We start from the raw sequence: 12621 nt of genomic DNA on the forward strand, positions 1-12621 counted from the left end.
TGGCGGCTGTTATCATTCATCCTAACCGGTAGCCCGGACGCGGCCTTCGCGCGAGTCCGGGTAGTTATCGACCCGGCTCCAGCCGTTATGCCGGGTGGCGGCTGTCGCCTTACCCGGCCTACAGGGCCCTCTCACAGGCTCATCCCCCGTAGGCCCGCGCAGGCGCAGCGCCGCCGGGCAAGATATCAGGCGCGGTACCTGTAATTTCGCCGGGTGGCGGCTGTCGCCTTACCCGGCCTACAGGGCCCTCTCACAGAGCTCATAACCCGTAGGCCCGCGAAGCGCAGCGCCGCCGGGCAAGATATCAGGCACGGTACCTGTAATTTCGCCGGGTGGCGGCTGTCGCCTTACCCGGCCTACAGGGCCCTCTCACAGGCTCATCCCCCTAGGCCCGCGCAGGCGCAGCGCCGCCGGGCATGAGAAAATTTACTTCCCGGCTTCCGGATGGGTATCGAACGCCGCCATCACCGCCGCCAGCGCCGCTTCGCTGAAGCCATGTTTAGGATCGTCCACGCCGAGGCCGAAGCGGGTCTGCAGCCCTTCGTACAGCGCGGAGACATCGGCAAAATCGACCTTCTCCACCACGTGGTTATTCTCCCAGTGGGTAAAGTGGAAATTGGTGAGGGTCATTTTGCCGCCGTCAGGCAGATGACGGCACATCAGCAGGTGGTGACGGAAGTGGGACTGCGGCCAGTGCGCCGACCAGAAGTTACCCATCACATAATCAGACGCATACTGGCGGCCTAAATCGAAATGGTACATCGACTGCCAGTGCTCGTGATGGTTGAACTGCAGCGTCCACTCATCCCCTTCATGCACCAGACGATAGCTGCCGTGCGGCGTCTGCTGCGGGATATCGGCCAGCAGCTTGATCGGCGCGTTCAGCGTCTGGCCGCCGAAGCCAACGTCGGCTACCCAGCGCTCGCCCGCCACTTCCACCAGCAATAAACGGTGAGTGCGCGGCGGCATCTGCGGCGGATTGGCCAGCACCACCCGGCCAAGCAGGCTGCGAACGTTAAAGCCTATTTCGCGCAGCGCGCGCTCCAGCAGGCCATTTTGTTCAAAACAATACCCTCCGCGGCGGCCGGCGATCAGCTTCTCCTCCAGCGCCAGGTCGTCAAGATGGATCTCGCGCGGCAGCAGGACGTCGAGGTTTTCAAAGGGGATGGCGCTGTTATGCTGCAGATGCAGTTGGCGCAAGGTATCAATGGAAACATCAGGCTCGCCCGTCCAGCCCAGACGGGAAAAATAGGCGCGTAAAAAGGGACTCATCAGGGTCTCCAGCTGTAGGTGTCCGACATTTATAGCCTATTTTTCCGCGCCGACCCTCTTTTTTGTGCGCTTGCCGTTAACCGCGCGTGCTGCGCTGCATCAGCGCCAGCGCCGTCAGCATCAGGACCAGACCGGTAAACAGCGTCAGGCTGGCCATCGCCATGCCCTGACCAACGGATCCCTGTTCAAACTGGCGCCAGATAAACACCGCCACGGTCTGCGTGCCGGCGGGCGACAGCAGCAGCGAGGTCACCAGCTCCCGGGACGCCACCGCAAACACCATCAGCATCGCCGCCAGCAGCGCCGGAAAGACCAGCGGCAGGACAATCAACCGCAGCGCCCGCAGCGGCGACGCGCCGTGCACCCGGGCGGCGGGCTCAAGGTTCGGGCCCAGCTGGCGCAGCGCGCTGCCGACATAGCGCACCGGCCAGGGCAGCAGCAGGCAGCAATAGGAGAGCAGCAGCATCCACAGCGTGTTGTAGGGCGAGCACGGCCAGAAGGGCTGATTCCACAGCAGGATCAATCCCACCCCCACCACCACGCCGGGCAGCGCCGCCGGCATCAGCGACAGCGCATCCACCACCCCGCGCCCTTTGATCTTCTGCACCATTACCAGCCAGGCGGCCAGCAGCCCCAGCGCGCCGACGATCAGCGCCGAACCTAACGCCAGCGACAGGCTGACGCCGAGGGCCGACAGGGCGTCGCCCTGCTGGTCGAACAGCGCCGCGAAGTGACGCAGCGTGACATTCTCCAGGCTCACCCCGCCCGACAGGGTGCCCATCAGGCTGGTGAGCATCATCGAGACGGCGGGGACCCCGACCGCCAGGCCGCCGACGGCCGCCATCACCAGCAGCGCGGGCAGCGTCATCCAGCCCAGCGACGTTCCGCGGTTTTCTCCCGGTTTACCGGTGACGCTGGTGACCTCCTTCTCCCCCACCAGCCGCGTTTGCAGCCACCAGGCGAACAACGCCACCACCATCAGCAGCAGCGACAGCAGCGCAGCGCCGGTGAGATCCACCGGCCAGTCGGCCAGCTTTTTCTCAATGCCTACCGTCAGCATGACTACTCCCGCCCGACTGCCCAGCGCCGCCGGGACGCCAAACTCCTCGATGGCGAGAGTAAACGCCAGCAGCATCCCCGACGCCAGCGCCGGGGAGATCATCGGCAGCGTCACGTGCCAGAAGGCGCGCCAGGCGCTGGCGCCATGGACCCGGGCGACCATCGCCAGCCGTTGCCCGCTCGCCAGCAGGCTGCGGGAGACGGCAAAGTAAACCACCGGAAAAATGTTAAAGGTCATCACCAGCACGATCCCGCTGCGGCTGAACAGCAGATCGTTTAGCTGCCAGCCGATCAGCTGCTGCAGATAGCCCTGGCTTTGCAGAGCCAGCATCCACGAGAGCGCCGAGATATAGGGCGGCGTCAGAAAGGGGATCAAAAACAGCAGGTCCCACAGCCGGGGCAGCGGCAACGAAAACATACCGCGCAGAATACCGAGCGGCAGGCCGATCATCACGCTGGCCACCGCCACGCCGCCGGCAATCCACAGCGTACCGCCGAGCATCGACGGCAGCTGGGGGTCGGCCAGCAGCGGCGAGACACCGCCAAAGGCGTCATGGAGCGAACCGGCGCTAAAATGGGGAAAAATCGCCTGCAGCAGAATAAACAACAGCGGTAACGCGACCAGCAGCGTCAGGGCGGCAAGCGTCACGCCGGAAAGGAATTTTTGTTTCACAGCGGTTCCTGAAACGAAGCGTTCTCCGGCGGCCAGCGCCGGAGAACCGTGTCAATTAGTGGGCATACAGCTGACTGAAGCGGCTGAGGACGGCGCTACGCTCGCTACTCCCCTCGCCGCTGGTGGGCAAGACCTTCAGCGCGTCCAGCAGCGGGCGTTTGGCGGCCACATCGCGGCGAGCGGGCATCAGCCAGGCGTCGGCGACCCGCGCCTGACCTTCCGGCGACAGCACGTAATCGATAAAGGCTTTGGCCTCGTCGGCATGCTGGCTGGTTTTGAGGATCATCATCGGGCGCGGGGCGATCACCGTCCCGCTGGCCGGGAAAATCACCTTCAGCGACTCGCCCTGCTGAATATTGCCGTAGGAGACATAATCCACCGCGCCGAACACCGCCGCTTTCGCCCCCTGCATCACCGGCGTCACCGCCTGGGCGTTGGGGCCGCTGACCACCATGCCGTTCTTTTTCAGATCGTCAAACAGCTGCCAGGCCTGGTCGCCCATGCTGTTTTGCAGGCCAATCAACAGATCCAGCGACGCGCCGGAGAGCGACGGGTCGGGCGTGGTCACCTTGTCTTTAAACGCCGGCTGGGTGAGGTCGCGCCACTCTTTCGGCTCCGGAGTGCCGCTTTTGCTGTTCCAGACGATGCCAAGCGCCGAGACTCCCTGGGCGATATAGTCCGCCGATTTCAGATTAGCCGGTACCTTGTCGGCGTTGGCGCTGTGAAAAGGCAGCAACCAGCCCCGGTTGTGCAGATCCTCCGCGGTATCCCATGAAGCGGAGATCAGCACATCCGCCTGCGGGTTGGCCTGCTCGGCCTCCAGACGGGCCATCACTTTGCCGGTGGTGGCCTGGAAAACGGTCACCTTCACCCCGGTCTGTTGTTCAAAACCACTGGCCAGGTTTTTCGCCAGCGAGCCGGGGCCGGCAGTGTAAACGGTCAGCGCATGGGCGCTGGAGAGCATCATGGCGGAGAGAGCCATCGCGAGTACCACTCCTTTCTTAACGGTCATAACGGTGTTCATGCAACTTCCCCTGAGGTTGGCGTAACGGCGCGGACAGCGGCCACGCGGCCCGCGGATAAATGGACGATCCGGTCGGCTAACAGGTCGGCTTCACGGCGGTCGTGGGTGACATACACGGCGGTGGTGCCGAGCTGTCGCAGCAGGCGGCTCATTTCGCCACACAGCGATTCGCGCAGTTCGCTGTCCAGGTTGGAGAGCGGCTCATCAAACAGCAGCACCCGCGGCGCGGCGACGATCGCCCGCGCCAGCGCCACCCGCTGCTGCTGGCCGCCGGAAAGGCCTGAAGGTTTACGTTCCGCAAAGCCGTCAAGGCCCACCCGCGCCAGCGCCTCGCTCACCCGGAGGTCGCGTTCGGCGCGGGCAACGCCGCGCATGCGCAGCGGAAAGGCGACGTTCTGCGCCACGCTCATATGCGGCCAGAGGGCGTAATCCTGGAAAACCATGCCGATATCGCGCTGTTCCGGGGGCAATCCCCATCCTGCGCGGGCGACCAGCCGATCGCCAAAGCGGATTTCACCGCTGGCCGGCACGCTCAGCCCGGCCAGCAGGCGCAGCAAGGTGCTTTTGCCGCAGCCGGACGGGCCCAGCAGCGCCACAATGCTGCCGGGTTCGATATGCAGCGAGAAGCCATCGAGAATGGGGATCTCTGCGAAGGCGAATGAGACCGCCTGCAGAGTGATAGGGGTCAGCGCGCGCATTGTCGCCCTCCCTTGCGGGAAAGCAACCCATGCCCGGCGGTCGACATCCGACGGGGCGCGCTCACCTGGGATAACATCAGGGGAGCCAACATATTGTGATCCTCTTTGGGACTTTGTGCTGGCGACTATAGTCAGACGAGATGACGTATTGATTACATTTTCATTGCGGCTTAACGTGTTACCTGCCAACCGACCCATTACTCAAGGAACGCCTATGAGCCGCTTTCGCCACGTGGAACTGCAGTATGCCAGCCGCCTGCTCAACCACGGCCCGACCATTTTGATCACCAGCTACGACGCTGCGTCCGACCGGCGCAACGTCATGGCCGCCGCCTGGTCGATGCCGGTGGAATTCGCCCCGCCGCGGGTGGCTATCGTGGTGGATAAAAGCACCTGGACACGGGAAATCATCGAGCGCAACGGCACCTTCGGCATCGTGGTTCCCGGCGTGGCCGCCGCCAGCTGGACCTACGCGGTCGGCAGCGTCAGCGGCCGCGATGAAGATAAATTCAATGCTTACGGAATTCCGGTGGTGAGCGGTCCGGAACTGGGACTGCCGCTGATCGAGGAGAAGTGTCTGGCATGGATGGAGTGCCGTCTGCTGCCGGCGACGGCGGCCCAGGAGCAGTACGATACGCTGTTTGGCGAAGTGGTTTCCGCCGCCGCCGATGAGCGCGCGTTTGTCACCGGACGCTGGCAGTTCGATGACGATAAGATCAATACCCTGCATCATCTGGGGACCGGCAATTTTGTCGCCAGCGGCCGCCACGTGCGGGCCAATACTCCGGAAGAATAAAGATTCAACTGCTGCGCACTTTCTCCCGGGGGCGGCGCACAGCGCCTTGCCCGGGCTACCGGATCGCAGACCGCTGAGGACGCGTAGCCCGGACAGATGCGCAGCATCGCCTCCGGGGAGAGAACTAGCGCTGCAAACGCCGCCGGTCTTCGCTGGGCGTCAGGCCAAAAACCTTTTTATATAAAGTGGTAAAGTGATTACTGTTGGCAAAGCCGCATAGATAGGCCACTTCGGTAATCGTCATATCGGTCTCGCGTAATTTTACGCGCGCCGAAACTAATCGCAGACGCTTTAAATAATTATCCGGCGTCAATCCCGTCGCCTCTTTAATATGGCGAAAAGCGGTACGCGTGGTCAGATGGAATTTTTCCGCCAGCTGCTGCCAGTTATGCTCTTCAAAGCAGTGCTCCTGTAACCAGGTCAGCAATTTATGCAGCTTATATTTGGTGGTGCTATATTCCGCTTCGGTTTCGGCATGCAGAATCGTCGTCACCAGCTGGAAAAACGCGGCTTCGCGCAGAGCAATATTTTGCCCCTGCCGCAGCTCGGCAGAAAATATCTTATCCACCAGTTCCTTGCAGATATGGCGGGTGTCCGGCGCCAGCCAACCGTAGCAGGACGCATTCTGCGCAGAGAAAGTCTGTAATAAGGTATCGAGAGGCTGTAAATAATGAAACTCTACCAACGGATTAATCAGCACATTAATTAACTTAAGCGTCCCTAGCTCATCATAATAATGAACGTCGCCAGGCTGAACGTAAAAAACGTCGCCCTGTTGAATATATAGCGGTCTGCCATTAATAACGTGTAAACCGTGCCCTTCCTCAACGATCACCAGCTCAGCAAATTCATGACTATGTTCATGGCTATTATCTTCCGGATCGCTGGCGTACATGCCCAGCTTATCCTGCGGATGGGTGAAATAATACTCAACGGTCAACATCATCATCTATAAAGTCCAAAACGGCTTACGGCGCAGAGGCAAGATAATGCATTTTCCCGACCGCCACGAGCAAGATGTTTGGAAGTGTGATCGGCAACCCGCCCATCTCATTATCAGTGCCAATCTGGCAAATGCATTGGCATTGCCAGAGTGGTTGCCCCCGGGGCCGGCATCTTATGCTGCGGACAAATAAATACAGAGGACGCAGTATGTCACAGGCAATTCAGCATAATTCTCAGGTCTCGATGACCCGCCACCCGGATTTTCTACGCACCGCCGAGACGCTCCGGCCCGCGCTATGTCGCCAGGCGTACCCGCCGATCGCCGTGGTGGAAGCCCACGCCGACGCCACGGCGCTGTTTGGCTGGCGCGCTGAGCCGGTAAGTTCCCTGGCCGCGTTTTATCAGCGCGAGCTGAGCAGCGGCGATAGCGTCATTATTGATTTTGGCAGCCACTTTGTTGGCTACCTGCATTTTCTCTGTCAGAGCGTCGGGAGCCCGCCGGACGCTCCGGCCCATCTGCAGTTCACCTTCGGCGAAACGCTGAGCGAAGTGTGTGAGCCGTTCAGCGATTACCAGGGCTGGCTAAGCAGCAGCTGGCTGCAGCAGCAGGATCTGTGGCTTGATGTTCTGCCCGCCGACGTTGATCTGCCGCGCCGCTACTGCTTCCGCTATCTGAAGGTGGAGGTCAAAGCCGTGTCGCGCAAGTTTCGTCTGCAGTTCAACCAGATTCAGGTGAATGCCGTTACCTCCGCCAGCGGCGCATGCCCGGCAGCGACAACCGCCGACCCGCAGCTCAAGGCCATCGACAGCGTTGCCGTTCTGACCCTGCAAAACTGCATGCAGGAGGTGTTTGAGGATGGCCCCAAACGCGACCGCCGCCTGTGGCTCGGCGATTTACGTTTGCAGGCGCTGGTGAACGATGTGACCTTCGCCCGTCACGATTTAGTACGCCGCTGCCTGTACCTTTTCGCCGGGCATACTCGTGAGGACGGTATGGTATCGGCCAACGTGTTCGTGCAGCCGGATGTCATTGCTGACGATACCTTTCTCTTTGATTATTCTCTGTTTTTTGTTGACGTTCTCTACAACTATCTGCAAAGCGCGGAGGATATTGCTACGGCCCGCGAGCTGTGGCCCACGGCCCGTCGTCAGATTGAACTGGCGCTGAAACGCTGCGACGCCTCCGGGGTTGTACGCGATAGCGACGACTGGTGGGTGTTTATCGACTGGCAGGCATCGCTGAATAAACAGGCTGCAGCGCAGGGCGTGCTGATTTACTGCCTGCAGCGCGCCGTCTGGCTGGCGGAGCGTTTCGAACCTGAGCTGGCCGTCAGCTATCGCCAGCGTTTACAGCAGCTTAAAGCTGCGGCGCTCGATGTCTTATGGGACGAGCAGCAAGGCTTCTACATCAGCGGCGAGCAGCGGCAGGTCTCATGGGCATCGCAAATCTGGCTGGTACTGGCGGAAGTCGGTACTCCTCAGCAGCGCCGGGAGATCATGCATAATCTGGAGCAAAATCCCCCCGCGATCGCCATGAACACGCCATACCTGCGTCACCACTATATTGCCGCCCTTCTGCAGTGCGGGCTGCGCGACGACGCTATTGCGCAGATCAAAGCCTACTGGGGAGCAATGGTCGACTACGGTGCCGATACCTTCTGGGAAATCTTCGACCCGGCGCATCCTGATTTTTCCCCTTATGGCAGCAAACTGATAAACAGTTATTGCCATGCGTGGAGCTGCACCCCGGCCTGGTTTATTCGCCAGTACGGACTTTAACAACAACGATAAGCGAGTTTACTTTTATGGCAGAAACAACCTTTACCCTTTGGCGGCAGCGCCTTGGCTATGGCATCGCCGACCTCTCCTGCAACCTTGTGTGGCAGATGATCTCTCTTTATCTGATGTTCTTTTACACCGACGTGATGGGCCTGCCCGCTTATTACGTTGGCCTGATGTTCCTCGTGACGCGCCTGGTGGACGGCGTTGCCGACGTGCTTATGGGGCTGGTTATCGACAATACCGCCACCCGCTGGGGGCGCTGCCGTCCGTATCTGCTGACTGGCGCGATCCCCTTCGGACTGCTGTGTATTTTGGCCTTCTACGTGCCTGATTTCGGCACCACCGGTAAGCTGATCTACGCTTTTGTCACCTATCTGTGCCTGTCGTTTCTCTATACCCTCGTTAATATTCCATTCTGCGCCATGCTGCCGTTTCTGACGAACGACTCGCGGGAGCGCACGACGCTGTCGGCGGTACGTATTCTGCTCGGCTCGCTCGGCGCGACTATTGTCGCGGTCGCCACGCTGCCGCTGGTTGGCGCGCTGGGGAAAGGCAATCAGGAGCACGGCTTCTTCTATACGGCGGTGGTTTTCGGCGTTATTGCCACCTTTTTTCTGCTGGTGAGCTTCCGGAACGTTAAGGAAAATATCAGCATTACTCAGGAGCGCATGACCTTAAAACGCGCCTGGGTCAGCCTGCGCGCCAACCAACCATGGTTCGTCTTCGCCATCAATATTTTCCTGATGTGGGGCGCGTTTTTCTTCCAGACCGGGGCGCTGGTCTACTTCTTCCATTATTACGTCGGTAATAACGATCTCACGGCGATCGTCGCCGGGATCTCCACCTTCGTTCCTCTGCTGGGTACCCTCACCGTTCCGCTGCTCGCCAGCCGGATGAAAAAGCGTCACGTCTATCTGGTCGCCAGCGCGATCAACCTGGTCGGCATGGGCATGATGATGGCGGCAGGCGTTAACAGCTGGGGTCTGGTTGCCGGAGCGGTTGTGTTATCGCTTGGCGCCGGACAGCGCACGGCAATTTACTTCTCCATGCAGGCCGATCCGGTGGATTACGGGGTATGGAAAACCGGCATCAATACCGCCGGCATTTTAACCTCCATCAACGGCTTTCTTGGCAAGGTGGCTATGGCGGGCGCGGGAGCCATTACCGGGGTCCTGCTCTCATCCGGCGGTTATATCGCTAACCAGACGCAAAGCGACGGCGCGATGCTGGCGATAAAAGCCTGCTACCTCTATATCCCGGCGCTGCTGATTGTGGCTTCAATGCTGTGGATGGGTCGCTTCTACCGACTCGACGACCAGTACGAGCAGATCCGCGCCGACCTTGACGCTGGACGCCGGGCGCCGTCGAACCCATCGTCCGTTGCTGGAGAAAACCACGCCCTGTAAGGCGCAGCCCCCCCTTCATACCTCTGAAAAAAATAAGGATTGATATGCGTATCTCTTTGATTAGCGCAGCGGTTTGCTGCGCCCTTTTTTCGGCTTACGACGCGAGTGCGGCCCCGCTCACCGTCGAACAACGGCTGGCGCAGCTGGAGGCCCGGCTTAATCATGCGGAGCAGGAGGCCGGAGAGGCCAAACGTCGGGCGCAGCAGGCGGAGCTGCGCACCAGCGCCGCGGAACAGCGCGCGGCGGCAGCGGAAAAGCAGGTGCAGACCCTCAGTCAGCGCACCGCAGCGACCGAGCAAAAGCAGCAGGCTGCCGACAAACAGCTGGCGAAAAGCAGCCTCAGCGATGGCTTCGAGTTCAACGCCTACGCGCGCTCCGGGATGCTGGTTGACAGTCATGGTAAAGGCGCGCGCGGCGGGCCGGGAATCTCCCCGGCCAGTTCGCTCAACGGCGATGCCCACGTTGGCCGTCTCGGCAACGAGAAAGATAACTACGTGGAGCTCAGCTTCGGCAAAAAAATGACCTTCAGCGACGGGTCATGGGCGCACTTTAAAACCATGCTTGCCGACGGGGCAACCAACCCGGATCCATGGGTACAGGATAACGACAGCCACCACCTGAACGTGCGTCAGCTGTACGTCGAGATGGGCAATTTCGCCGATTTTTCCGGGCCGTTCAGGAGCGCGTCCATCTGGGCGGGCAAGCGCTTCGACCGCGATAATTTCGATATCCACTTTACCGATAGCGATATTATGTTCCTCGGCGGTACCGGCGGTGGGATCAATGATGTGAAATGGGGTGATACGCTGCGCGGCGATTACTCGGTCTATGCGCGTAACTTCGGCGATCTGGGTAGCGATAACTACCAGGATAACGATATACAGAACCTGATGTTCACCGCCAACCACTTCTGGAACAACTGGCAGCTGATGACCACGGCGATGACCGCCCAGGGCAATGATGACCTGAAAGATAATACCTCGACCACCGGCAGTTACGCTCTGCGCAGCGATAATACGGCGAAAAACGGCTACTACGCGATGCTGGCGTATCACGACAAACAGCAATTCTATGGCCTCGCGCCGGGCGTATCGGAGAGCGCCCTGCAGTACGGCGGCGGGCTGGGCGCCGAGGCGCGCCAGCCCGGCAGCGATGGCGATCTTACCGAGAACGCAAAGTCCCTGCGTTTTGCGTCCTACGGCATTTTGCCGTTGGGGAAAAACTGGCAGCTTGCACCATCGGTTATCGCCCAGCATAGCGAAGATCGCTACCGCGATGGCGACCGCTACGATTGGGCAACCTTTAACCTGTGGGTTTCCCAGGGGATCACCCGCAACCTCGCCCTGCTGTATGAGGCGTCCTGGCAATATATGGACCTGAATCCTAACGGACGAACCTACCGCTACGACAGCGGCGTGCATCAATACCAGGCGGTGAGCGGCGATTTTTACAAGCTGACCTTCGCCCCGACGTTCAAAGTGGGCGATGTGTTTGATATCAAAGCGAGGCCGGAGATACGTTTCTTTGTCACGTGGATGAATTGGGATAAAGACCTGGATCGCTATGCGATCAACGATGATTTCGGCAGTAAAGGCTTTACCGCCGGAGGAAACTGGAACTTTGGCGTGCAGACGGAGATTTGGTTTTAATAAAGCAGCCCGTCCGGGGCAAACGCCTGGACGGGTTGATTTAAATACACGCTGTTACTTAACGCCAACGGCCGCTGCAAAGTCCTGCTGTTTTAAACCTGTGGCTTCACGTATCGCTTTCACGTCAATTTCGCTGAAGGTATGAACGTGCTGCTCCTTCGGCATTTGTTGACCTTTCTCGATCCTGACCATTTCTTCTGCACTCGCCAGCAGATCGGCAAACAATTCATCTTTCATATACACCTCAGTTGGCTCTCTGGCGCTTAGGATAGATGAACATTATGTTTCTCTCAGTGCGTAGCCGGAGAAGCCCCTGCCGGAGGCGGCGCAAAGCACCTTGTCCGTTGGACAGATGCGCAGCATCGCCTCCGGGGCGCCGGGTTACATGCTATAACCCGGCTTCTTAATCAATTGCGCCATCTGCGGGGCGATCTCACTGTCCCACACCGCCTGCCATGCGTCCGGCTCAACCTGAGTGAGCGCGACGCTGACCGCGCCCTCTTTACTGTTCAGATGGCGGATCAGCACCTCGGTAATGTCGGCGGCCAGCGCGGTTTTTTGTTCGTCAGTCAGTTCACGGGGAAAGCATTTAATATCAACATGCGGCATAGCAAAGACTCCTTGTGGTGAAGGCCATAACGCTACCACAGAATGGCGGTTGCGGTTGGCATCGCGTGCGTTAAATCAGCTTGTTACGTCGTAGCGCCGCGGCCAGCTCCGGTCGCTGATAGATCGCCAGGGCGACGGCGGCAAATTTGGGCGTATGGGCGTTAAACCACGCCTGCCTGGGCCCCCAGCTATACATCGCCGCGATATAGCAGTCCAGGAGGGTAACCGACGCGCCCAGCGCCCATGGCCCGGCGACCAGCTGCTGTTCGAACCAGAGATAAAGGTTGTTCCGGTACTGGCGACAATTTTCCACCAGCTGCTCCGCCGCGGCGGGCGCCCAGCGTTCCGGGTAGTCGGCATAGGTAAAGGTGGGATAGACATTCGCCACCAGCCAGATCAGCAGACGCTGAAACTGCTGACGCTGCGGCGTCCCCGGCGCGGGGGCCAGATCGGGGCGCTGGTCGAGGATCATCAGCGCGATGGCGGCGGTTTCGGTCATGATGCTGCCGTCGGCCAGCGTCAGGGTGGGCACCTGGCACAGCGGGTTAATCTGCCGCAGGCGCTCGCGCGCCGGGCCGGGCTGGTCAAAGCCCTCGACGTCAACCACCTCGTAGGGAATATCGGCCAGGGAGAGCATCAGCTCGCTAATCGTCGAGCCCCATCCCGGCACGCCATATACGGTAATCATGGTCTGCCTCCAGGGTAAAG

At 60.1% G+C, this 12621-nt stretch carries 11 protein-coding genes and 1 pseudogene; 4 read left to right on the plus strand and 8 right to left on the minus strand.

Translation table 11 applies throughout. From position 1 onward, the window contains the following. Positions 1-426: 426 nt before the first annotated feature. From nhoA to AC6CWS_RS09275, 4 genes are all read right to left on the minus strand, one after another. Complete coding sequence (gene nhoA, locus AC6CWS_RS09260; RefSeq protein WP_065881621.1) at positions 427-1272, minus strand: N-hydroxyarylamine O-acetyltransferase; 846 nt, start codon at positions 1270-1272, stop codon at positions 427-429. A gap of 76 nt (positions 1273-1348) precedes the next feature. Next, positions 1349-3004 (minus strand): ABC transporter permease, encoded by a 1656-nt coding sequence (locus AC6CWS_RS09265; RefSeq protein ID WP_065881618.1) that lies wholly within the window; start codon positions 3002-3004, stop codon positions 1349-1351. Positions 3005-3059: 55 nt separating this feature from the next. Further along, entirely contained in the window at positions 3060-4028 is a 969-nt protein-coding gene (locus tag AC6CWS_RS09270; RefSeq protein ID WP_048297610.1) for an ABC transporter substrate-binding protein, read from the minus strand. Further along, positions 4025-4726, minus strand: coding sequence for an ABC transporter ATP-binding protein (locus AC6CWS_RS09275; protein WP_065881615.1), 702 nt, complete (start codon positions 4724-4726; stop codon positions 4025-4027). Before AC6CWS_RS09275 ends, AC6CWS_RS09270 begins: the two co-directional genes overlap by 4 nt. 214 nt (positions 4727-4940) lie before the next feature. On the opposite strand from AC6CWS_RS09275, the gene AC6CWS_RS09280 reads away from it, so the two are divergent. Next, entirely contained in the window at positions 4941-5522 is a 582-nt protein-coding gene (locus AC6CWS_RS09280; RefSeq protein WP_048297612.1) for a flavin reductase family protein, read from the plus strand. Between the two features lie 124 nt (positions 5523-5646). Here AC6CWS_RS09280 and AC6CWS_RS09285 read toward each other — a convergent pair whose 3' ends face one another. Then, positions 5647-6471 (minus strand): helix-turn-helix domain-containing protein, encoded by an 825-nt coding sequence (locus AC6CWS_RS09285; protein WP_065881613.1) that lies wholly within the window; start codon positions 6469-6471, stop codon positions 5647-5649. Positions 6472-6674: 203 nt separating this feature from the next. On the opposite strand from AC6CWS_RS09285, the gene AC6CWS_RS09290 reads away from it, so the two are divergent. Genes AC6CWS_RS09290 through AC6CWS_RS09300 form a run of 3 tightly spaced genes read left to right on the plus strand, consistent with a single transcriptional unit; the run spans position 6675 to position 11304 of the window. Continuing rightward, complete coding sequence (locus AC6CWS_RS09290; RefSeq protein ID WP_065881611.1) at positions 6675-8246, plus strand: alpha-L-rhamnosidase-related protein; 1572 nt, start codon at positions 6675-6677, stop codon at positions 8244-8246. Positions 8247-8272: 26 nt separating this feature from the next. Beyond that, a complete protein-coding gene (locus AC6CWS_RS09295) occupies positions 8273-9655 on the plus strand; it encodes a glycoside-pentoside-hexuronide (GPH):cation symporter (protein ID WP_065881610.1) in 1383 nt (460 codons plus the stop codon). A 44-nt stretch (positions 9656-9699) separates the two neighbouring features. Then, positions 9700-11304: a carbohydrate porin gene (locus AC6CWS_RS09300; protein ID WP_140599565.1), complete on the plus strand. Its 1605-nt coding sequence runs from the start codon at positions 9700-9702 to the stop codon at positions 11302-11304. Between the two features lie 60 nt (positions 11305-11364). On the opposite strand, the pseudogene AC6CWS_RS09305 reads toward AC6CWS_RS09300, so the two are convergent. From AC6CWS_RS09305 to AC6CWS_RS09315, 3 genes and pseudogenes are all read right to left on the minus strand, one after another. After that, positions 11365-11541 (minus strand): annotated as a pseudogene (locus AC6CWS_RS09305) (NadS family protein); the annotation flags it as partial. A gap of 144 nt (positions 11542-11685) precedes the next feature. Continuing rightward, the gene (gene pptA / locus AC6CWS_RS09310) at positions 11686-11913 is read right to left on the minus strand and encodes a tautomerase PptA (protein ID WP_004891592.1); all 228 of its coding nucleotides are present in this window, start codon (positions 11911-11913) and stop codon (positions 11686-11688) included. A gap of 70 nt (positions 11914-11983) precedes the next feature. Further along, a complete protein-coding gene (locus tag AC6CWS_RS09315; RefSeq protein WP_065881607.1) occupies positions 11984-12601 on the minus strand; it encodes a glutathione S-transferase family protein in 618 nt (205 codons plus the stop codon). Between the last annotated feature and the right edge of the window lie 20 nt (positions 12602-12621).

It is taken from the genome of Klebsiella sp. M041 (assembly GCF_059759695.1).

Coding starts and splice junctions, on each gene's coding strand:
- nhoA (WP_065881621.1), bottom strand. CDS start 1,272: ATGAGTCCCTTTTTACGCGCCTATTTTTCCCGTCTGGGCTGGACGGGC.
- AC6CWS_RS09270 (WP_048297610.1), bottom strand. CDS start 4,028: ATGAACACCGTTATGACCGTTAAGAAAGGAGTGGTACTCGCGATGGCT.
- AC6CWS_RS09275 (WP_065881615.1), bottom strand. CDS start 4,726: ATGCGCGCGCTGACCCCTATCACTCTGCAGGCGGTCTCATTCGCCTTC.
- AC6CWS_RS09280 (WP_048297612.1), top strand. CDS start 4,941: ATGAGCCGCTTTCGCCACGTGGAACTGCAGTATGCCAGCCGCCTGCTC.
- AC6CWS_RS09285 (WP_065881613.1), bottom strand. CDS start 6,471: ATGATGATGTTGACCGTTGAGTATTATTTCACCCATCCGCAGGATAAG.
- AC6CWS_RS09290 (WP_065881611.1), top strand. CDS start 6,675: ATGTCACAGGCAATTCAGCATAATTCTCAGGTCTCGATGACCCGCCAC.
- AC6CWS_RS09295 (WP_065881610.1), top strand. CDS start 8,273: ATGGCAGAAACAACCTTTACCCTTTGGCGGCAGCGCCTTGGCTATGGC.
- AC6CWS_RS09300 (WP_140599565.1), top strand. CDS start 9,700: ATGCGTATCTCTTTGATTAGCGCAGCGGTTTGCTGCGCCCTTTTTTCG.
- pptA (WP_004891592.1), bottom strand. CDS start 11,913: ATGCCGCATGTTGATATTAAATGCTTTCCCCGTGAACTGACTGACGAA.
- AC6CWS_RS09315 (WP_065881607.1), bottom strand. CDS start 12,601: ATGATTACCGTATATGGCGTGCCGGGATGGGGCTCGACGATTAGCGAG.